19 protein-coding genes are annotated in these 19,990 nt (G+C 69.1%); 5 read left to right on the plus strand and 14 right to left on the minus strand.

Going from position 1 to position 19,990, the window contains the following annotated elements; genetic code table 11:
• Positions 1-82 precede the first annotated feature (82 nt).
• Positions 83-376, minus strand: a complete 294-nt coding sequence (gene groES, locus V6K52_RS15685; protein ID WP_009777779.1) for a co-chaperone GroES — start codon at positions 374-376, stop codon at positions 83-85.
• A 263-nt stretch (positions 377-639) separates the two neighbouring features.
• Here groES and V6K52_RS15690 point away from each other — a divergent pair, with 263 nt between their 5' ends.
• The 3 genes from V6K52_RS15690 to V6K52_RS15700 all read left to right on the plus strand — a co-directional run bounded on the left by V6K52_RS15690 (position 640) and on the right by V6K52_RS15700 (position 4,959).
• A complete protein-coding gene (locus tag V6K52_RS15690) occupies positions 640-1,473 on the plus strand; it encodes a GNAT family N-acetyltransferase (protein WP_353951055.1) in 834 nt (277 codons plus the stop codon).
• A gap of 66 nt (positions 1,474-1,539) precedes the next feature.
• Positions 1,540-3,633, plus strand: coding sequence for a SpoIID/LytB domain-containing protein (locus V6K52_RS15695; RefSeq protein WP_353951056.1), 2,094 nt, complete (start codon positions 1,540-1,542; stop codon positions 3,631-3,633).
• Between the two features lie 87 nt (positions 3,634-3,720).
• Complete coding sequence (locus V6K52_RS15700; protein WP_353951057.1) at positions 3,721-4,959, plus strand: class I SAM-dependent methyltransferase; 1,239 nt, start codon at positions 3,721-3,723, stop codon at positions 4,957-4,959.
• A gap of 137 nt (positions 4,960-5,096) precedes the next feature.
• On the opposite strand, the gene V6K52_RS15705 is transcribed toward V6K52_RS15700, so the two are convergent.
• Both V6K52_RS15705 and V6K52_RS15710 read right to left on the minus strand, forming a co-directional pair.
• Positions 5,097-5,930: a ribokinase gene (locus tag V6K52_RS15705; protein ID WP_353951058.1), complete on the minus strand. Its 834-nt coding sequence runs from the start codon at positions 5,928-5,930 to the stop codon at positions 5,097-5,099.
• Positions 5,930-6,901 carry a nucleoside hydrolase gene (locus V6K52_RS15710; RefSeq protein ID WP_353951059.1) on the minus strand — a complete coding sequence of 324 codons (972 nt, stop codon included), beginning with the start codon at positions 6,899-6,901 and terminating at the stop codon, positions 5,930-5,932. The genes V6K52_RS15705 and V6K52_RS15710 overlap by 1 nt, the downstream gene beginning before the upstream one ends.
• A 38-nt stretch (positions 6,902-6,939) precedes the next feature.
• On the opposite strand from V6K52_RS15710, the gene V6K52_RS15715 reads away from it, so the two are divergent.
• Positions 6,940-8,229, plus strand: a complete 1,290-nt coding sequence (locus tag V6K52_RS15715; RefSeq protein WP_353951060.1) for a glycoside hydrolase family 3 N-terminal domain-containing protein — start codon at positions 6,940-6,942, stop codon at positions 8,227-8,229.
• Between the two features lie 109 nt (positions 8,230-8,338).
• Here V6K52_RS15715 and tsaD read toward each other — a convergent pair whose 3' ends face one another.
• Genes tsaD through glmS form a run of 9 tightly spaced genes read right to left on the minus strand, consistent with a single transcriptional unit; the run spans position 8,339 to position 17,179 of the window.
• On the minus strand, positions 8,339-9,385 hold the full coding sequence (gene tsaD, locus V6K52_RS15720) for a tRNA (adenosine(37)-N6)-threonylcarbamoyltransferase complex transferase subunit TsaD (RefSeq protein ID WP_353951061.1): 1,047 nt from the start codon (positions 9,383-9,385) through the stop codon (positions 8,339-8,341).
• Positions 9,382-9,891: a ribosomal protein S18-alanine N-acetyltransferase gene (gene rimI, locus V6K52_RS15725; protein ID WP_353951062.1), complete on the minus strand. Its 510-nt coding sequence runs from the start codon at positions 9,889-9,891 to the stop codon at positions 9,382-9,384. The genes tsaD and rimI overlap by 4 nt, the downstream gene beginning before the upstream one ends.
• Before the next feature lie 11 nt (positions 9,892-9,902).
• Positions 9,903-10,562: a tRNA (adenosine(37)-N6)-threonylcarbamoyltransferase complex dimerization subunit type 1 TsaB gene (gene tsaB / locus V6K52_RS15730; RefSeq protein ID WP_353951063.1), complete on the minus strand. Its 660-nt coding sequence runs from the start codon at positions 10,560-10,562 to the stop codon at positions 9,903-9,905.
• On the minus strand, positions 10,556-11,011 hold the full coding sequence (gene tsaE, locus V6K52_RS15735) for a tRNA (adenosine(37)-N6)-threonylcarbamoyltransferase complex ATPase subunit type 1 TsaE (protein ID WP_353951064.1): 456 nt from the start codon (positions 11,009-11,011) through the stop codon (positions 10,556-10,558). Before tsaE ends, tsaB begins: the two co-directional genes overlap by 7 nt.
• Positions 11,008-12,225, minus strand: a complete 1,218-nt coding sequence (locus V6K52_RS15740; protein WP_353951065.1) for an alpha/beta hydrolase — start codon at positions 12,223-12,225, stop codon at positions 11,008-11,010. The genes tsaE and V6K52_RS15740 overlap by 4 nt, the downstream gene beginning before the upstream one ends.
• On the minus strand, positions 12,225-13,400 hold the full coding sequence (alr, locus tag V6K52_RS15745) for an alanine racemase (protein ID WP_353951066.1): 1,176 nt from the start codon (positions 13,398-13,400) through the stop codon (positions 12,225-12,227). The genes V6K52_RS15740 and alr overlap by 1 nt, the downstream gene beginning before the upstream one ends.
• Positions 13,401-13,434: 34 nt before the next feature.
• Positions 13,435-14,925: an NAD(P)H-hydrate dehydratase gene (locus tag V6K52_RS15750; protein WP_353951067.1), complete on the minus strand. Its 1,491-nt coding sequence runs from the start codon at positions 14,923-14,925 to the stop codon at positions 13,435-13,437.
• A gap of 42 nt (positions 14,926-14,967) precedes the next feature.
• Complete coding sequence (locus V6K52_RS15755) at positions 14,968-15,318, minus strand: holo-ACP synthase (protein ID WP_353951068.1); 351 nt, start codon at positions 15,316-15,318, stop codon at positions 14,968-14,970.
• Between the two features lies 1 nt (position 15,319).
• Positions 15,320-17,179 carry a glutamine--fructose-6-phosphate transaminase (isomerizing) gene (gene glmS / locus V6K52_RS15760; protein WP_353951069.1) on the minus strand — a complete coding sequence of 620 codons (1,860 nt, stop codon included), beginning with the start codon at positions 17,177-17,179 and terminating at the stop codon, positions 15,320-15,322.
• 106 nt (positions 17,180-17,285) lie between these two features.
• On the opposite strand from glmS, the gene coaA reads away from it, so the two are divergent.
• Positions 17,286-18,269 (plus strand): type I pantothenate kinase, encoded by a 984-nt coding sequence (coaA, locus tag V6K52_RS15765; protein WP_353951070.1) that lies wholly within the window; start codon positions 17,286-17,288, stop codon positions 18,267-18,269.
• A 30-nt stretch (positions 18,270-18,299) separates the two neighbouring features.
• Here coaA and V6K52_RS15770 read toward each other — a convergent pair whose 3' ends face one another.
• Both V6K52_RS15770 and V6K52_RS15775 read right to left on the minus strand, forming a co-directional pair.
• On the minus strand, positions 18,300-19,016 hold the full coding sequence (locus V6K52_RS15770; RefSeq protein ID WP_353951071.1) for an aldolase/citrate lyase family protein: 717 nt from the start codon (positions 19,014-19,016) through the stop codon (positions 18,300-18,302).
• Positions 19,017-19,019: 3 nt separating this feature from the next.
• Entirely contained in the window at positions 19,020-19,808 is a 789-nt protein-coding gene (locus V6K52_RS15775; protein WP_353951072.1) for a transglycosylase SLT domain-containing protein, read from the minus strand.
• Between the last annotated feature and the right edge of the window lie 182 nt (positions 19,809-19,990).

A 19,990-nucleotide genomic window follows, 5' to 3' on the forward strand; every position in this document is an offset into this window, starting at 1 on the left:
GCACCATGGGAGGTGAGCCCACGGCATACGTGGTGGTTCAGTGCGAAGAGCCGAAGCGCCTCGTCAGGCTGCGATCAGGCGATCAGGAAACGATCGCGAGGACGTCGCGAGCGCTGAGGATCAGGAACTCCTCGCCGCCGTGCTTGACCTCGGTGCCGCCGTACTTGCTGTAGATGACCTTGTCGCCGACGTTGACGTCGAGCGGGACACGGTTGCCGTTGTCGTCGATGCGACCGGGGCCGACCGCGAGGACCTCGCCCTCCTGGGGCTTCTCCTTCGCGGTGTCCGGGATGACGAGACCGGACGCCGTGGTCTGCTCGGCCTCGAGCGACTTGATGACGATGCGGTCCTCGAGCGGCTTGATGGAAACCGACACTGTGTGACCTCCCCTTTGGGATGAGTCGAAGGTGGACATTGCTGCGATAAGTGCGCAAAACAGTGGATCCAACACGCCGTCGCGGGGGTCGAGTCGGTCCGCTTGCGCTGGCACTCGCACGAGGCGAGTGCCAATGACCCAAATCTAGGTCGCGGTTAGCACTCGGTCAACTCGAGTGCCAAATGTTGGTGTCGTGTTCGCTCAGGGCAGAGCGCTCCGAAATCCGTTTGCGGCGGCAGCCAGCGGACGCAAGGGTCAGGTGCATGACCGACACCGATCCCGCCGCCCTGCTCGAGGCCTACGACAGCCAGCTCCGCCGCGAGGCCGAGGTCCCCTCCGCCATCAGCATCACGCAGCTCGGACCGTTGGTCCTGGCCACCTACCTCGGCGGGCGCGGGTTCGTCACCTATCGTGACCTCGCCACCGATGCGGGTCCGGCGACGGAGGCGTCAGTGCGCGAGCTCGTGGCGGCGACGCTCACGCACTATCGCGCGCTGCCCGACATCACCCATGTCGAGTGGAAGACCCGCGGACACGACCATGCGCCCGGTCTCCACGACGCCCTCACGGCCGCTGGTTTCGAGGTCGACGAGACCGAGTCGGTGATGATCGGGGACGCCGCTCTCCTTGCCCTGGACCTCGAGCTGGCGGACGGCGTCACCGTGCGCCGCGTGAGCGACGAGGCGGAGGTACTGGCGATGCTCGCGATGCAGAGCGAGGTGTTCGACGATGCTCCGGACGAAGCCGCGGCGCACGCCGAGCAGATCCTGCACCGCCTCCGCACGGCCGACGACATGGAGATGTGGGTCGCCGAGATCGACGGCCAGGTCGTCAGTGCCGGCCGACTCGAGCCCGTCGAGGGCACGGAGTTCGCCGGCATCTGGGGTGGCTCGACCCGGCCGGAGCACCGGGGCCGGGGCATCTATCGCTCGCTCACGGCAGCGCGGGCCCGCTCGGCGATCAAGCAGGGAAAGCGCTGGATCAACAGCGACTCCACCGAATTCTCGCGACCCATTCTTGAGCGATCCGGCCTGGTCAAGGTGTCGACGACGACGCCCTACGTCTGGAAGCGATCCCGGGACACCGGTCCTCGCTGATCAGCTCGCGCTCCGGGCGTTGGCGTTCCGGGTGCGCCGGGGTCGGCTGAAGGGGATGCTTGCCCTGTGAAGATCCTGACCACCCTCGCCACCGCCGCGATTCTGCTCGCGGCTCCCGTGACCACGGCTGCAGCGCTGCCATCGGCCTTCGCGGCCCCAGCACCCCAGGCAGTGCCGGCAGCTCCAACCGTTGCGGCAGCCCCCTTGAGTTCGACATGGCCCGCGCCCATCGCCTCGGGGCGGCGCTCCACCACCGGGGTCGCCAAGCCGGTCATCGGGCTGCGCGGTCGAGGCTTCGGACACGGACGGGGCATGTCGCAGTGGGGGGCGCGTGGGGCTGCCCAGCAGGGCCGGACGGTCGACCAGATCCTCGCCTTCTACTACCCGGGCACCACGAGCGCCAGCATCGGCAATCCCGACGTGCGGGTGCGCCTGACTGCGATGAGCTACAACCCGACCGTCGTCGCCGGAGAGGCCGGCCTCACCCTCACCGACGGCACGTGCACCGCGCAGCTGTCGCCGGCCAACGCCACGTCATGGCGGATCTCACGCTCGGGTGGCTGGAAGGTCGAGGGCTACTTCACCAGCTCCAGTGGCTTCACGGGCTGGTGGCCCGTGACGACGACCTGCTCCGGCTTCGCGACGGCCCAGCATCTGACTTTCGTGGGCGACGGCTCCATCGCGAACTCGGTCCTCACCCTCCGCACGCCATCGGGCAACCGGCAATACCGCGGCGGCCTGCGCGCCACCCCGGTGACCCTGCGCGGCAGCATCGTCGTCCACACGTATGGGACGGTCAACGTCCTGTCCATGAACAGTTATCTCCGCTCCGTCGTCCCTGCCGAGATGCCTGCGTCCTGGGGGCTGGAGGCGGTCAAGGCCCAAGCCGTGGCCGCTCGGTCGTATGCGGCTGCACGGCTCGGCAGCCCCGACGGGTTCGACATCTGCGACACCACCAGCTGTCAGGTCTATCCAGGGCTGACGAGCGCCAACCCCGAGCACCCGAACTCGGACGCAGCCGTGGCGGGGACCACCGGCCTGGTGCGCAAGTACGGCACCGCCATCGCGAACACCGAATTCAGCTCGACCAACGGTGGTCAGATCGCCGGCTCGACGCTGGCCTACCAGGTCGCCAAGGCCGACCCCTACGACGGCGTCTACGAGGAAGCCCCGGACACCTGGAGCTATCTCACGATGCCGGTCTCCGCTCTCGAGAAGGCCTGGCCGGCGATCGGGACCTTCCGGTCCATGACGATCGGCCGCAACGGCCAGGGCGCCTGGTTCGGGGGACGGGCGACCTCCATCACCCTCATCGGCACGAACGGGACACACGTGGTCGGGGGCGAGAGCTTCCGCAGCAGGCTCAACCTGCGCTCCACGTGGTTCATCCCGGTCGGTTCGTCGGTGGGCACCGACTTCGCAGGCAACGGGTTCTCGGACCTCATCGCGCGCGACACCTCCGGGAACCTGTGGAACTACCCGTCCAACGGTCGCGGCGGTTGGCTGCCTCGGACCTCGATCGCGACCGGCTGGCCCGCGGTACCCGAGATCCTGGCGCCGGGAGACTTCTCGGGTGACGGCATACCCGATCTGCTGAGCCGGTCCACGGCGACAGGTGCCCTCACTCTCCACCGCGGCTCAGGCACCGGCACGATCGCCTGGAGTGCAGTCGTGGGTTCCGGATGGCAGTCCTTCACCGCCGTCGTCGCGCCGGGCGACCTCGACGGCGATGGGGCCGTCGACCTTCTCGCCCGCGACTCGGCCGGTGTGCTGTGGCTCTATCCCGGCACCGGGAAGGGTGCGCTCAAGCCGCGCGTCAGCAAGGGCTCCGGGTGGGGCAGCTTCCTGGAGCTCGAGGCCGTCGGCGACTTCGACGGGGACGGTGGCACCGACCTCATGGCCAAGAACGCCGCAGGCACGCTCAGTCTGCTGCGGTTCTCCGCCGCAGGTGCCTACCTCGGAGGCAAGGCCATCGGCAGCGGCTTCCAGTCGTACACATCCTTCACCGGCCTCGGGGACGTCGATGGCAATGGTGCGGTGGACCTCGTTGCCAGAGATGGTGCCGGCGCCCTCTGGGCCTTCCGCGGCACCGGCACTGGGGTCCTCGGCACTCGGCTCGCGCTCGGTTCCGGCTGGTCAGGCCTGACCATGGGGAGCTGACTTCACGCGCCCCCGTGGGGTGAGGTGACGTCCTGATCGTGGATCCCACCAACCCTCGCCTCAATGAGCGAATGAGAAGGTTGCCCCGTGGACGTCAGCACGGTGAGGGCCCTCGCCGCCCCGGAGGGGCAGGAGCTTCTGCGATCCCTCCCGCCCTACAGCGACTCCGACGTCCTCACCCTGCATGACCGTCTGCGCCGAGCAGGGCACTCGGTGGACCTCACGGCGGCCGCCCTGACCCAGCAACGACTGCGGGCCAAAGCCACCCAGAAATTCGGCGAGTTCGCCTCCGACATGCTCTTCACACCCGATGGGCTCGAGCAGGCCACCCGCCTCGAGGTCGCCGTCGCGCACGCCCACCGCTTCAGTCGCGCCAGCCTGGCCCAGGTGCACGATCTCGGCTGCGGCATCGGCGCCGACTCCGTGACCCTGTCCTCTCTCGGTGTCACCGTGCGCGCCGTCGACTCCGATCCGGTGACGGCAGCCGTCGCCGACGCCAACCTGAGGCCGTGGCCCGATTCCCGTGCCCGGGTGGCCTCCGCCGAGGACGCCGACTTCGGGGTCGACCCGGGCCGCAACCGGGTCGGCGCCTGGCTCGATCCGGCGCGACGCACCCGAGGGGTCGCCGACATCACCGGCCGCACCCGACGGACCTTCCGCCTCGAAGAGATCTCGCCGTCCTGGGACTTCGTGCAGCAGGTCGCTGCCGCTGTGCCCGCCACGGGAGTCAAACTCAGCCCGGGCTTCGACCACGCAGCGATCCCGAACGGCACCGAGGCCCAATGGACGTCCTGGGCAGGCGACGTCGTCGAGTGCGCCATCTGGTGGGGGCCGCTCGCCATGGTGCGCGGTCGCACCGCACGGGTCATGGGGCCCGACGCGTCCCCGATCGTCGTCAACGAGTCGATGGCCGACCCTGTGCCACCGACCGCGACCTCGCTGAGCGACGTGGGCGCCTGGCTCCATGACGTCGACAAGGGCGTAATCCGCGCAGGCCTCGTGGGTGCCGTGACCCGCAGCACCGAAGGGATGGAATCCGACGAGGGCACCGGCTACGTCCTCACCTCACGCAACATGTCGCTCGCCTACACGCGTCGGTATGCCGTGCACGAGGCGATGCCGTTCAGCGTCAAGACCCTGCGTGGCTGGCTTCGCGAACACGGCGTCACCGGGCTGACAATCAAGAAACGCGGGATCCGGCTCGACGACGAGCAACTGCGCCGCGACCTCAAGATCGGGACCAAGGCGGGTAGTGGTGAGCAGGCCACCGTGGTTCTGACCCGGGTCGGTGGCTCCCCCACCGCTCTCATCGTCTCTCCCGCCTAACCCCTTCGCGGCCTCGCCTCGCGTACTCCTCGCGGAAATGCTCCCGTTCGCCGCTGTCCCATCCGCGCTTCGCGCGCTGAGCGCGCTCCACGCTCCCGCCAGTCCCAGCCGGCGGCGAACAGCAGCATTGCCGCTCATCACCTGAGGGCGGCGTTGGGCTGGGCTCCTTGGTGGCGGACTGCTGCGGCTCCTGCGGTCAGTGCTGCCTCCAGTGCGGCGGTGCGGTCGGCTCCGGCGGCGAGGGCTGCGGCCAGGGCGCCGCAGAAGGCGTCTCCTGCTCCTGTGGTGTCGACGACGGCAGAAGGTGGGACGTTGTGGGCGGGGGTGGTTTGGCCGTCCCAGGTGACGCCGTTGGCGCCGAAGGTGACGAGGAGGGAGCCTGGTTCGGCGCCGGACTCGGCGAGCGCCACCATCTCGTGCTCGTTGGCGACCACCGGATCGGCGAGGGCGACCACGTCGGCCGGGAGGGCGGCATACGGGGCGGTGTTGATGACGACGCGAGCGCCGAGGTGCGCCGCACGCCTGGCAGCACCACAGACCACGGGAAGCGGCACCTCCAGCTGGAGGAGGAGGACATCGCCGGGCCCGAGTTCGTCCACCGCTGAGACCTCGGTGTCGTCGAGCAGGCCATTGGCGCCGGGGATGACAATGATGCTGTTCTCGCCCCGATCATCGACGGCAATGAGGGCGTGCCCGCTGGCCTCGCCGTGGACCGTCCGGACCCGCGATACGTCAATTCCCCTGTGGCGCAACCGTTCGAGGTACGCGGCCCCGCCTCCGTCGTCTCCGATGCAACCCACCATGAGGACGTCGGCGCCGGCTGCGGCGGCCGCAACGGCTTGGTTCGCGCCCTTGCCGCCAGCCAGTCGGTCGAGCCCCTCACCCAGCAGAGTCTCGCCCGGGTGCGGGTGACGTTCGACGCGGGTGACGAGGTCGACGTTGAGCGACCCGAGGACCATGACGCGCCCCATCAGCGGGCCTCTCGGATCGTGTCGAGCCAGAGTCGCGCGATGCGAGGTCCGTCGATCTCGAGGGCCACATCAACGTGCGCGTGTGCAAGCCCGTGGGGATCGTGGTCCATGTCGCCCGACCAGTCGCGGGTGTCGACGATGGTGCGCCCGCGGGTCCAGGTGCCGGAGAGCTCGACGCGGACGGGCAGTCGCTCCGTCCGGACGGCCCCGGGGTCGACGAGCATCGCCACCGCCCCGGCGTCCCCGATCGTGGCGCTGCCACTGTCGAAGCGCTGGCTCATGAACCGCATGAGCCCGGCACCGAGAGCGCCCGGACCCCGCTCATCGAGGGCGGCCAACTCCTCGGCGTCGGCAAGGGTGATCTGGGGTCCATAGAAGACGTCAAGGCCATACATCGTCACCGGTACGTGGTGGTCAACGCTCGCGTCGAGGACGATGGCTGTGGCCTCTGGGTCGTGGAAGACGTTGAACTCCGCCGATGCAGTCGCGTTGCTCACCCGCGCCCCACCGCCCATGAAGACGATGCGGCCGATGCGGGCGAAGGACTCGGGATACATGCGCGCGAGGAGGGCGATGTTGGTCATCGGGGCCAGGGGTACGAGGGTGACGGGCGTCCCCTCCGCGGCGGCCGCATCGATTGTCACGCGCAGCAGGTCGATGGCGTGGCGTGGGTCGAGACTGCCCTGAGGTGCCGGCCAACCGAGGTCGGCCATGCCGTCGTTGCCGTGGACGTGACGAGCATCGACCGGGCGCTCGAGCAGCGGGTGGGACGCGCCGGCACTCACCGGGACCGTGGCGTGCCCGCACGCCTCGAGCACGGTGAGGGTATTGCGAACGACCTTAGGCAACGGCGCGTTCCCACCGACACAGGTGACGGCGCGCAGGTCCAGGTCGGGGTGGAGCGCCGCGAGGATCAGGGCGCACGCGTCGTCCACTCCGGTGTCGACATCGAGGATCACGGGGAGGGTCATGGGCCGAGCGTATGCCGTGCGTCGGATAGCGTCGTGGGGTGACTTCCCGCTCCATGACCTCCGTCCGTCCCCGCCTCGCCGCCGCCCTCGCGATCGCCCTCGCCGCCGCGGTTGCGGCCGGTTGCGGAGGTGGCGCAGACCCGGACGACAGCGCCTCGACCAGCCGATCAGGCTCGGGATCCGCCACTGACACCACGACTCCGGGCACGGGCTCCTCGACACCCTCGACGACTGCCTCCGCGAGCCCGTCCGAGCCGCGTGAAGCGACCAACGTCAGCGCCTGCGCCCGTCAGAAGGCTGAGGCCCTCACAGAGGAGCAGGCACTGGGACAGCTGCTCATGGTCGCGTTCGACACCGCGGCGCCCAAGACGGCCCTTGACGGGTTCGTTGCCGAACAGCACGTCGGCAACGTCATCTACCTCGGCGGGTGGGAGGGTGCAGCGCGGGTCAAGGAAACGAGCGCACACCTCCAAGCGCAGGCCACGGATGCGGCAACGGCCGGCATACCCCTGCTTCTCGCCGCAGACCAGGAGGGCGGAGAGGTGCGACAGTTGCGTGGCGAGGGATTCACCAAGGTGCCCTCCGCCAAGGTGCAGGCACAGATGTCGTCGACCGAGCTCACTGCCGCCGCCAAGGTCTGGGCAGGCGAGCTGAAGGCCGTCGGGATCAACGTCAACCTCGCGCCCGTCACGGACACCGTGCCCGCAGAGATCGGTCGCGCCAACGAGCCGATCGGCAAGTACGCCCGCGAGTACGGCTCCACGCCCCAGACGGTCACCAAGGCCTCGACGGCCTTCCTCAAGGGGATGATCGACGGTGGTGTCATGGGGACGGTCAAACACTTCCCCGGCCTCGGGCGGGTGGAGAACAACACCGACTTCAACACCACCGGAATCACGGATTCCGTTGCCACGGCCAAGGATCCCTTCCTTGCGCCGTTCACCGCTGGGGTCAAGGCAGGTGCGGGACTGGTGATGGTGAGCTCGGCGCGCTACCCCGGACTCGACCCCACCAAGACGCAGGCCATGTTCAGCAAGCCGATCATGACCGACCTGCTGCGCGGCCAGCTCGGCTTCGACGGTGTCGTCATCACCGACGACATCAACGCCAAGGCCGTCCGCTCAATCCCTGCCGCAAAGCGCGCCGTCGACTACATCGCGGCTGGTGGCGACATCCTGCTCACCGGCGATCCCGAGTCGGTGCCCACGATGACCAAGGCCCTCGCTGACAAGGCGCGGGCCGACGAGGCCTTCGCCAGCCAGCTCGAGTCGTCAGTCCTGCGCGTCGTGGCCCTCAAGGAGCGGATGGGTCTGATCAGCTGCAGCTGACCCGTCACACCTTTTCCGGGGGCGGCGGGAAACGGTGCCGGAGCAAGAGAACTGTTCCCTTGCTTGGGACCCCTTTTCCGGGGGCGGCGGGAAACGGTCCTGGGGGGAGTCAGTTCTGGATCTGGGTGACGGGCATCGAGGAGTCGGCCGGCAGGTCGAGGCGAGACGCGTCACGACCCTTGAGGACCATCTGGGCTCCAAGCGCGGCGACCATCGCCCCGTTGTCGGTGCACAACCCCGGTCGGGGAACCCGCAGCTCGATGCCTGCCGCATCGCACCGAGACTGGGCCATGGCGCGCAGACGCGAGTTCGCGGCGACACCTCCACCGATCTGCAAGTGTTGCGAACCCTGCTCGCGACAGGCGAGCACCGCCTTGCGGGTCAGCACGTCGACGACGGCCTCCTGGAAGGACGCGGCAACGTCGGCGACGGGCACTGACTCCCCCGCAGCCTCCTTGGCCTGGACCCAGCGCGACACAGCGGTCTTCAGCCCTGAGAACGAGAAGTCGAAGCGATAGCGCTCCATGTCTCGACCGGTCGTCAGACCACGCGGGAAGTCGATGGTGACCTCACCATCACGCGCGATGCGATCGATGTGCGGTCCGCCGGGGAACGGCAGCCCGAGCACGCGCGCCACCTTGTCGAACGCCTCACCCGCCGCGTCGTCGATCGTGGACCCAAGGCTGCGGATGTCGCTCGTGACATCGGGCACGAGGAGCAGCGACGAATGACCACCGGAGACGAGGAGCGCCATCGTCGGCTCGGGCAGGGGACCGTGCTCGACGATGTCGACGGCCACGTGCGACGCGAGGTGGTTGACGCCATAGAGCGGGATGCCGAGCGACAGTGCCAGCGCCTTGGCCGATGCCACACCGACCATGAGGGAGCCTGCGAGGCCCGGGCCTGAGGTCACCGAGATCGCGTCGAGGTCGCGCAAGTGCACACCTGCTTCACGACAGGCTCGCTCGATCGTCGGCACCATCTCCTCGAGGTGGGCGCGGCTCGCGACCTCGGGAACCACCCCTCCGAAGCGGGCGTGGTCGTCGACGCTGCTCGCGACGGCATCAACGAGCAAGGTCTCTCCGCGAACGATGCCGACCCCGGTCTCGTCGCAGGACGTCTCGATGCCGAGGACCAGTGGCTGCTCTGCACTCATGAGTCAATTCCCCTCTGTGTCAACATCTTTCGCATCACGAGGGCGTCGACGTTGCCCGGTTGGTAGTAGCCGCGACGCACGTTGAGCACGTCATACCCCCGGCGGTCATAGAGTGCCCGTGCCGGTGCGTTGTCGGCCCGCACCTCGAGCATCAGCGCCTCGGCTCCGCCTGCAGTTGCACGCGACTCGAGCTCGTCGAGCAACTCGGCGCCCAGACCCGTGCCGCGGTGACCCGGGGCGACAGTGATCGTCATGAGGTCGGCGACTTGGCCGCCAAGATCAAGACCGGCGTATGCCGCCAGCTCACCTTCGCGGTGCACGACGACGTAGTCGCGGCGTGGGCGACCGGCCAGCTCACCCCACCAGGACGCCTCGGCCCAGGCGTCATCGGGGAAGGCTTCCGTCTCGAGGGCGACGAGGCCGGGGATGTCGGTCCACGCCAGCTCACGCAGTCCGTCCAGCACGTCGGCGGCCACCTTGCCGGAGGTCACGTCGTCTGAGGTCACGTCGCTGGAGATCACTTTTTTGCAGCCCGCTCGGCCGTGGTCAGTGCATCGGGGCGCCGCAGGTAGAGCGGCTCCACCGGCATCGACTCACCGGCCTGGATCCGAGCCACGGCAACCCTGCCAAGCAATGCGGCGTCGACGTCAAGGATCGGCAGTGCGGTGGCGAACAGCTCGGGATACAGCACGGGCCCGCGCCCGGCCGTCGGCAGGGATCGCACCTCGCCGGGGAGGTCGGCGGGGCGGTCGACCGCCGGGTCGGTGAGCCGCTCCACGGAGCCGGAACGGACGGCATACCGCGCCCAGTAGATTTCCTTGCGTCGCGCATCGGTGGCGACGAGCAGCTCACCATCGACGAGCCCGGCCGCCTGCTCGGCGAGTGCATCGAGGCTGCAGACACCGTGCACCGGCACACCGAGCGCATGCCCCATCGTCAGGCCCGTGACCATGCCGACCCGCAGACCCGTGAACGGTCCCGGACCGACGCCGATCGCGACTCCCGTGAGGTCTGACGGCTGCGTCCCCGCGTCCGAGAGGCAGGCGGCGACGAGGGGCGCGAGCCACTCGGTGTGAGCGCGCGCGTCGAGGTGGGAGCCCTGGGCGATCGCCCGCTTCTCGTCATGCAACGCGACGGTGATCGCGGACGTCGAGGTGTCGATGGCGAGGATCAACACGAGACTCCAGCCTTCCAGCGATCGCCGTGTCCGATGATCTGCGCGGTGCGAACCTCGGTCTCCGGGTCGGCCCGCAGGACGATCTCGAGACGGTCGTCCGAGAGTTCGTCGGCGACGCCGTGACCCCACTCGACGACCGTGACGCTGTCCTCGAGGGAGGTGTCGAGATCGAGGTCGTCGAGCTCCGCGATCCCACCGAGACGGTAGGCGTCGGCGTGCACGAGCGCTGGCCCCTGGCCGAGGGAGGGATGGATGCGGGCGATGACGAACGTCGGCGAGGTGATCGGGCCGCGCACGCCCAGCCCGGCGGCGACACCTTGGGTGAGAGTGGTCTTGCCGGCCCCCAACCCACCCGTGAGGATGACGAGATCGCCGGCGCGCAGCTCCGCAGCGAGGGCTTCACCGAAGGCCCGGGTGTCGTCGGCCGTCGGGAGCGGGCGAGTCGTCACGAGTTCGCCTTGGACTTGTTCTTGTTCTCGGACTTCGCCTTGGACTTGCTCTTGCTCTCAGACTTCGCCTGGGCCCGGGTCCGACGAACCAGACGCCCCTTGGCGATATCGATGACCTTGCGCCGCACCCGAGGCTTGTCGCTGACCAGGATCCCGGCCGCGGCATCGGCTTCGGCGCGGTCGATGAGGGCGAGGATCTGGTCGGTGACGACCTCGGGGTGCTCGAGCATGATGAGGTGCCCCGAGTCCTGGACGACGACGTGCTCGGCACCCGGCAGCCGCTCGACGATCTCCTCGCTGCGTCGCGGCGGGGTCAGCAGGTCCCCGGTGCCGTTGACGACGAGGACCTCCTTGTCGAGCAGGGCCGCGAGGGTCTCGAGCTCGTCATGCATGCGAAGTGCCGGAAGGAACGCCGCCATGACCTCGAGCGGCGTCGCGAGGATGAGGTCGGCGGCGAAGCGTACCGTCTGCTCACTCACCGGGGAGTCGAACGAGAAGCGGTCAACGAGAGCGTCCTCGACGTTGCGGCCGAGTCGACGCACGGGTGCGAGCCACCTCTGGTGGGGCGCGAGGTGCGACAGCACGCGTGGTCCCGCCTGGCCGATGGCCCGTCCGACGAGCGGACCCATCCCCAGATCGGTGAGGCCTTCTCCCCCGGCCGCGGTCGAGAGGAACGCCACGGCCATGACCCGTTCCCGGACGAGCCCGGCGTGGAGCCGGGTGAAGGCCATCGTCGTCATGCCGCCCATCGAGTGGCCGACGAGGACGAGCGGCCCCTCAGGACAGGTCGCGTCGATGACGGCGCGAAGGTCGTTGGCGAGCTGTTCGATGGTGCAGTGCTCGAGGTCGGAGACCTCCGACTCGCCATGGCTGCGCTGGTCCCAGAGGACGACGCGATAGCCCGCGTCGACGAGTGCCCGCCGCTGCAGGACCCAGCCCCGCAGGCTCAGGCAGAAACCGTGCGACATGACGATGGTCGGGAGCGTGGGGTCGAGGTTGTCCGGGGAGTCCACCTCGACATGGAGGTTGAGCCCGTCCGTCGCGATGACCTTGAGTTCCAGATCGGCTGTGTGCGCAAATCCGTCTGCGGGATCGAGAGCACGCAGTCGACGCCGGGCCGCAGCCGCGCGATCGGCGGCCACTCCCGCCGCGGCGGCACCTGCGGCTGCCGCTGCTGCCGCGCCGAGCCCGATGGCCTTGCCCACGCTCACCATCAGACGTCACCCCCGACGAAGACTCGCGGGAGGCGGTCGCTCATGCGCGTGACGATCTCGTAGTTGATCGTGTCGATCGCCACGGCCCAGTCCTGGGCCGTCGGTTCGTCGTCGACCCCACGCCCGAGGATGACGACCTCGTCACCGGCACCGCCGGCATACCCCGCTCCGAGGTCGAGGACGAACTGGTCCATGCAAACCCGTCCGGCCACGGTGAGACGACGATCGCCGACCTTGACCGGTCCGACGTTGCCGGCGTGCCGCGGAATGCCGTCGGCGTAGCCCACAGGGACGAGCCCCAGCGTGGTGTCTGCGGGGGTTGTATAGATGTGGCCGTAGCTCACGCCCTGCCCCACCGAAGCCTGCTTGACGAGCGCGAGACGGGCCGTGACCCGCATGGCTTCCCGAAGCCCGAAGTCCTGCGGCGCACCGAGATCGGGCACCGGTGACAGGCCATAGACCGCGAGGCCCGGGCGGACCATGTCGAAGTGGGCGTCGGGGTTGGTCAGCGTGGCGGCGGAGTTCGCGAGGTGCCGCAACTGCGGGCGGATGCCGGCTCGCTCCAGTTCCGCTGCTGCCTCGACGAAGCGCTCACGCTGGGTCAGAACCGTGGGGTGCTGGGGTGCGTCGGCGAGGGCGAAGTGCGACCACACCCCGATGACCTCGACGGCGCCCTCGGCGACGACGGGCCCCAGGGCTGCGATGAGCTCGGTCCAGCCCTGCCCCAGTGCACCGTTGCGCGCGAGCCCGGTGTCGACCTTGACATGGACGCGGGCCGGGCGACCGCGCTCGCGGGCCGCGGCCACGACTCCGTCCAGGGCCCACGGTGCTGCGACCGAGATGTCGATGTCGGCGTCGATGGCGGCACCGAAGTCGACCCCGGGCACGAAGAGCCAGGTGAGGAGCGGGGTGGTGACTCCGGCAGCCCGCAGTTGCAGGGCTTCGTTCAACTGGGCAACGGCGAGCCACGTCGCTCCTCCGGCGACGGCTGCGCGGGCACTCGGCACGAGTCCGTGGCCGTAGGCGTCAGCCTTGACGACCGCCATGACCTCGGCGCCGGGTGAGCGACGATCGAGCTCACGGACGTTGTCGGAGATCGCGTCGAGGTCGATCGTCACCCACGCCGATGCGCCCTCGGGCGGTGCGGCGGAGACGGGGGCAGCTGGCGTGGTCATAAGGCAATCAAGTCTAGGCGGGGGGAGCGCGCGCTCATCCTCGGGTGAGCAGGTGCGACACGGCATCCGGTATGCCGTGTGCGACCCGCAGCGCTCGCACCGGACCTCCCGCGCTGGCTCGGTCCGCTGCCACCCCATGGACCAGGGCGCCGAGCGCCCCGGCCTGTGCCGGGTCGAGCCCAGCCGCCAGCAGGGTGCCGATGAGCCCGGCGAGGACGTCGCCGGCGCCCGCGGTCGCGAGCCACGCAGGGGCATCGGCCTGTGAACGCACCGGCGCGCTCGGATCTGCGGGCACGACGAGCGTCGTCGATCCCTTGAGGAGCACAGTCATGCCGGTGCGTTCGGCGAGCGCGCGGGCATGACGCAGGGGCTCGGCCTCGACGGCGGCGCGATCGACGGCCACGCTCTTGCGGGAGCGGCGACTGACTCCGAGTCGGGTGAGCAGGGTTGCGAGCTCGCCGGCGTGTGGAGTGAGCAGGGTGGGCTTGTCGCGGCGCGCGTCAACGACGTCGTCGTCCACGAGGTCGAGCCCGCCTGCGTCGACGAGAACGGGCTCCTCCCCCGCGAGCGCGGTCCGGGCGACCTCGAGCTGGGTCGTGGCGTCACGGCGGGTCGAGGTCACGTCGAGGCCGGGTCCGACGACCCAGGCCTGGACGCGGCCCTCACCGTGGACGGCTTCGGGGACGGCAGCACGGACGAGCCCTTCGGATGTGGGCGTGCCGACGTAGCGGACCATGCCCGCGCCCGCCTCGACCGCCGCGGTCACTGCGAGAACCGCTGCGCCCGAATAGTTCTCACCACCGGCCACGATGCCGACGACACCACGGGAGTACTTGTCGTCGTCCGGACCCGGCACCGGCCATGCGTCGACAACGTCATCAAAGGTCAGGCGGATGACGGCCGGCTCGGTGTCGAAGGTGAGGCCGATGTCGACGACGGTGAGCAGGCCGCACGCCTGCTCGGTGGGTGGCAGGAGGTGCACGGGCTTGGCCACCGAGAACGTCACCGTCTCGTCGGCCAACACCCCATCGGGGTCGAACCCAAGTCCGTCAGCAGACTGCCCGGACGGCAGGTCGACGGCGATGACGTGCGCGTCGTCGGAGATGGCCGCAACCCACGCCGCTGCCTCTTCGGGCAGCCCCGGTCGGCCACCCAGCCCAACGATTCCGTCGAGCACGATGTCGGCCTCGCCAATGTCCTCCAGCGCCTCGGCGCCAGTCACGAGCACCACCCCCGCAGCCCGAGCGGCTTCGAGTGCACCCTCGTGGACACGCGAAAGATCCAGAGCCGCAGCGCAACTGACCCCGGACTCGGCGAGCTGAGCGACGGCATACAGGGCGTCTGCTCCGTTGTTGCCGGCACCCACGAGGGCGACGACCGTCTCGGCGTCCAGCTGGGTGACGCGAGCCGCGACGACCTCTGCGAGACCTTCGACGGCGCGTGCCATGAGCTCACCAGAGGCCAGCTCGTCCTCGAGAACCGCTTCGGCGGCATACACGTCTTCGGGCGACCAGGCCTCGATCATGAGGGACTCCTCAGTGCTGCGTTGGGTCAGGCTGGGTGGGGCTCAGGACTCGGCGATGACGACGGCGGAGGCGATCCCGGCGTCGTGGGACAGCGACACGTGCATGTGCTTCACGCCGAGTTCGGCAGCACGCGCAGCAACCGTGCCGGTCATCTCGATGCTTGGTCGTCCGGTGTCGTCGCGGACCACGGTGGCGTCCGTCCAGGCGAGCCCGACGGGGGCTCCAAGCGCCTTGGCCAATGCCTCCTTGGCCGCGAATCGGGCTGCGAGAGAACGCATCGGCAGACCACGCTCACTCTCGGTGAACAGTCGGGTGAGCAACCTCGGCGTGCGCTCGAGCGTCTCAGCGAAACGCGCGATGTCGACGACGTCGATCCCGGTGCCGACGATCACGTCACTCGACCGTGACGCTCTTGGCGAGGTTCCGGGGCTGGTCGACGTCGAGGCCCTTGGCCGTCGAGAGGTGCAGGGCAAACATCTGGAGCGGCACGACCGTGAGGAGCGGCTGCAGCAGCGGTGACGTCTGGGGCACGCGGATGACCTCGTCGGCGAACGGCACGACGTCCTCGTCACCTTCCTGCGCGATGACGATGGTGCGAGCGCCGCGAGCGCGGATCTCCTGGATGTTGGAGACGACCTTCTTGTGCAGGTCGTGGGGGGTGTCCGGCCCGGGCACGACGATGAAGACTGGCTGTCCGGCTTCGATGAGCGCGATCGGGCCGTGCTTGAGCTCGCCGGCGGCGAAGCCCTCGGCATGGATGTAGGCAAGCTCCTTGAGCTTGAGCGCGCCCTCCATTGCGATCGGGTAGCCGACGTTGCGACCGAGGAAGAGCACCGAGCGGGTGTCGGCCATGAAGCGGGCGATCTCCTTGACCCGTTCCATGTTGCCGAGGAGCTCCTCGAGCTTGGCGGGGACCCCGTGCAGTTCCTTCATCACGGCCTGCGCGTCATCGGCGAAGGTGCCACCGCGCAACTGGGCGAGATAGAGACCGACGACGTAGCACGCGGTGATCTGGGCGACGAACGCCTTGGTCGACGCGACAGCGATCTCAGGTCCGGCGTGGGTGTAGAGCACCGCGTCGGACTCGCGCGGGATGGTCGAGCCGTGGGTGTTGCAGATCGACAACGTCAGGGCGCCGAGCTCGCGGGCGTGCCGGACCGCCATGAGCGTGTCCATGGTCTCGCCGGACTGGCTGATGCTGAGGATGAGGGTGCGCTCGTTGACGATCGGGTCGCAGTAGCGGAATTCGTGCGAGAGCGAGACCTCGACGGGAATGCGCGTCCAGTGCTCGATGGCGTACTTGGCGACCATCCCGGCATAGGCCGACGTCCCGCACGCGACGATCGTGATGCGGTCGACCTGGCGGAGCTGCTCCTCGGAGATCGACATGTCGTCGAGGACCAGGCTGCCCGCCTCGTCGGTGCGCCCCAGCAGGGTGTCGCCGACGGCGTGCGGCTGGTCGAAGATCTCCTTCTCCATGAACGTCGCGAAGCCACCCTTCTCGGCCGCTGCGGCGTCCCAGGTGACCTCGTAGGCCTTGCCCTCTGCGGGCGCGCCGTCGAAGGTGATGACCTCGTGGCCCTCGGGAGTGATCGTGACAATCTGGTCCTGGCCGAGCTCGAGTGCGTGGCGGGTGTAGCCGATGAACGCGGCGACGTCGGAACCGAGGAAGTTCTCGCCCTCGCCCAGGCCGACGACGAGTGGGCTGTTGCGTCGGGCCCCGACAACGACGCCGGGCTGGTCCGAGTGCACGGCGAGGAGGGTGAACGCGCCCTCGAGGCGGTTGACGACCTGCTGCATCGCCTGGGTCAGGTCACCCGTCTCGTCAAAGGCGCGCCCGACCAGCTTGGCCGCGACCTCGGTGTCGGTCTCACTGAGGAAGTCGACTCCCTCTGCGAGTAGCCCCTTCTTGAGCGAGTGGAAGTTCTCGATGATGCCGTTGTGGATCAGGGCGAGCTTGCTGTCGGCGCCGCCGTGGTGCGGGTGGGCGTTGCCGTCGGTGGGGCCACCGTGCGTGGCCCAGCGGGTGTGGCCGATGGCCGTGCGCGACGGTGCGAGCGGGTGTCCCTCGAGGGCGCCCCTCAGGTTCTCGAGCTTGCCGGCGCGCTTCTGCGACTGGACGCCGTCCTCGGTGACGAGGGCGATCCCGGCCGAGTCGTAGCCCCTGTACTCAAGCCGAGCCAGCCCCTCCATGATCACGCTCTCGGCGCGCTCATCCATGGCACTGCCGACGTATCCGACGATTCCACACATGGCGGCAAGACTAATGGCTCGGATCGGGCTTCACGAACCACTGCGTTGCGCGCCCGAGATGGCGTATGCCGTCCGCTCACCCAGCATGTGCGCCACAATGGCGCGCGTGTCTGCCACACCCGTAGTTCCCCCGTCCGGGTCCGAGCCGACGGCGGCCGTGCCGTCGCCGTACCTCGACTTCACGCGTGACGACTGGGCCGAGCGGCGGGAGAACCACCCCCTGAGCCTCACCCCCGGTGACATCGCCCGGGTCACGGGGCTCGGCGACCGCGTCGACCTGCGCGAGGTGGAGCAGGTCTATCTCCCCCTTTCGCGCCTTCTCGCCTTCTATGTCAACGCCACCGCTGGCCTGCACCGGGTCACGACTGACTTCCTCGGCGACCGTCCGGCCAAGGTGCCGTTCGTCATCGGCATCGCCGGATCGGTGGCCGTCGGCAAGTCGACGACGGCGCGTGTCCTGCGTGAGCTCCTCCGCCGCTGGCCCCAGACACCCCGGGTCGACCTCATCACGACCGATGGTTTCCTCCGGCCCAACGCAGACCTTGAGGCGCGAGGACTGTTGCAGCGCAAGGGTTTTCCTGAGTCCTATGACCGTCGCGCGCTCCTCCGCTTCGTCGCCGACGTGAAATCGGGTATGCCGCGTGTCGTCGCCCCCGTCTATTCGCACCTCACCTACGACATCGTCCCGGGGGCCGAGATCATCGTCGATCAGCCCGACGTGCTGATCGTCGAAGGGCTCAACGTGCTTCAGCCCGCGACGGTGCGATCGGACCTCAGGACCCGTCAGGTGCTCTCGGACTACTTCGACTTCTCGGTCTACGTCGACGCCCCCGTGGATCAGCTGCGCACTTGGTACGTCGAGCGATTCCTCCGGCTGCGAGAGACCGCCTTCGCTGATCCGGAGTCGTACTTCCACCGCTACGCGGCGTTGACCGATGCCGAGGCACGCGAGACTGCGGCAGGGATCTGGGAGCGGATCAACGAGCCGAACCTGCTGCGGAATGTGCTCCCCACGCGCGACCGGGCCACCTTGGTGCTGACCAAGGGCGCGGACCACGCCGTGACGAACATCCGCCTGCGCCGTCTCTGAGCCGTCTTCGGGCCGAACCCGGGCACAGGTTCAGAGCCGGGCGAGGAGAGTTTCGGTCCCGGCCGCGACGACCGCGATGTCGGTCGTGACCGCGAGGCAGTCGAAGCCCCGGTCACGGAGCACGTGAGCCCGCTCAGGGGTTCCTGCAAAGGCCGCGACCCCGATGCCCGCTCCTTCGGCGGCGCGTCGAACCGCCGACAAGGGTCCGTCGGAGTCCGCGAGCAGGTCGTCCACCGAGGTCCCCAGCGAGAGCGCCAGGTCGAAGGGGCCGACGAACAGGAGGTCCACGCCGGGCACAGCGGCGACGGCGTCGACGTTCGACAGGGCGAGCGCGGACTCGACCATCACGGCCACCTGTGTTCCCGACTGCTCTGGACCGGGCGCCTCCTGACTCCACAGAGGTGCCAGCGGCCCCCAACTGCGGTGCCCTGCCGGCGGGTAGTGCGCAGCCGCCACCGCGAGGCGCGCATCGTCGACGGTGTCGACGAGAGGGACGACGATGGTCGACGCCCCGACGTCCAGGGCGAAGCCGATGTCACCGGCATCCACCCGCGCCACCCGCACGGCGAAAGAGTGCCCGCCGGCGCTCAAGATCTGGCCGGCCTCGAGCAGTGCGCGGCGGTCGAACTCACCGTGCTGGGCGTCCAGGGCTACCCAGTCGGCGGCAGAGTGCGCGAGCAGACCGACGACGGCCGGGCTGCTCATCGAGCACCAGATCCCGCTCGAGCCGGCTGCGAGTGCGCCCACGGCTCAGTACCAGTGCGGGAAGCGGTTGTTCCAGAATTCCCAGGCGCCGCAGGGCGTGCCGTATGACTGCTTGATGTAGTTCAGGCCCCACTTGATCTGGGTGACCGGGTTGGTGCGGTAGTCGGCACCCTCGGTCGCCATCTTGCGCGCCGGCAGGCTCTGCGGGATGCCGTAGGCACCCGACGAGGGGTTCTCGGCCTTGAAGTTCCAGGCGCTCTCGCCCTCCCAGAGGAGGTTGAGGCAGTCCCACTGCCTGTCGCTCGAGAAGCCGTAGTCACCCATGAGGGCTCGGGCCGCGCTCCGGGGGTCGGCCTGGGCGCCGGCGATGAGTGATGCACGCTGCTTGTCGCGAGCCGCCTTCTGAGCGGCAGCCACGCGAGCTTTGGTGAGGGCTGCCTCCTTGGCCTTGGCCACCTTCGCGGCCGCATCAGCCTTGGCCTTGGCGATTGCGGCGGCCGCATCAGCCTTGGCCTTGGCCTCGGCCTGCGCCTTGGCGTCGAGGGCCGCTCGTTGCGCGTTGGCACCGGCGCGCTCGTTCGAGATGCGGCTGTCGTCGGCGAAGCTTTCCTTGGCCAACAGGGCCGCCTGAGTCACGGACGCCGCGCTGAGGGTGAAGGGTTCGGAGTCGGCGACGGCGTCATTGGTTCCGACACCAACGGCTCCGGTCCCCACGAGCGCAAGGGCCATGCCGGCGGTGACGGCGGGGCGACGCACGACGCCGAGCGCCTGCGCCAGGGGTCCCTCGGATGGACGGGCGTGGCGCCCACGGTGAGTTCCGCGGTACCTGCTCATACGTGGGCTTTCCTTTCCAGACACACGACAGCTCTCCAGACGCACAACAGCCCGGCTGACGGGCAGTCGGGCTGCGTTACCAAATCGAGACCAATTTACGCGATGACTCCCCAATGGCCAAACCGAGCCCTTCAAGGTGGACAGCGCGCGCGGCTCACCTGCACCGAACGGGCGGTGCCGCG

This window comes from Knoellia sp. S7-12 (genome assembly GCF_040518285.1).
Taxonomy (GTDB): Bacteria; Actinomycetota; Actinomycetes; order Actinomycetales; family Dermatophilaceae; genus Knoellia.

Bases quoted from the DNA above. Each gene is read 5' to 3' on its own strand.
- V6K52_RS15690 (WP_353951055.1), top strand. From the start codon at position 640: ATGACCGACACCGATCCCGCCGCCCTGCTCGAGGCCTACGACAGCCAG.
- V6K52_RS15705 (WP_353951058.1), bottom strand. From the start codon at position 5,930: ATGGGGCGCGTCATGGTCCTCGGGTCGCTCAACGTCGACCTCGTCACC.
- V6K52_RS15710 (WP_353951059.1), bottom strand. From the start codon at position 6,901: ATGACCCTCCCCGTGATCCTCGATGTCGACACCGGAGTGGACGACGCG.
- tsaD (WP_353951061.1), bottom strand. From the start codon at position 9,385: ATGAGTGCAGAGCAGCCACTGGTCCTCGGCATCGAGACGTCCTGCGAC.
- V6K52_RS15740 (WP_353951065.1), bottom strand. From the start codon at position 12,225: ATGGTGAGCGTGGGCAAGGCCATCGGGCTCGGCGCGGCAGCAGCGGCA.
- alr (WP_353951066.1), bottom strand. From the start codon at position 13,400: ATGACCACGCCAGCTGCCCCCGTCTCCGCCGCACCGCCCGAGGGCGCA.
- V6K52_RS15750 (WP_353951067.1), bottom strand. From the start codon at position 14,925: ATGATCGAGGCCTGGTCGCCCGAAGACGTGTATGCCGCCGAAGCGGTT.
- glmS (WP_353951069.1), bottom strand. From the start codon at position 17,179: ATGTGTGGAATCGTCGGATACGTCGGCAGTGCCATGGATGAGCGCGCC.
- V6K52_RS15775 (WP_353951072.1), bottom strand. From the start codon at position 19,808: ATGAGCAGGTACCGCGGAACTCACCGTGGGCGCCACGCCCGTCCATCC.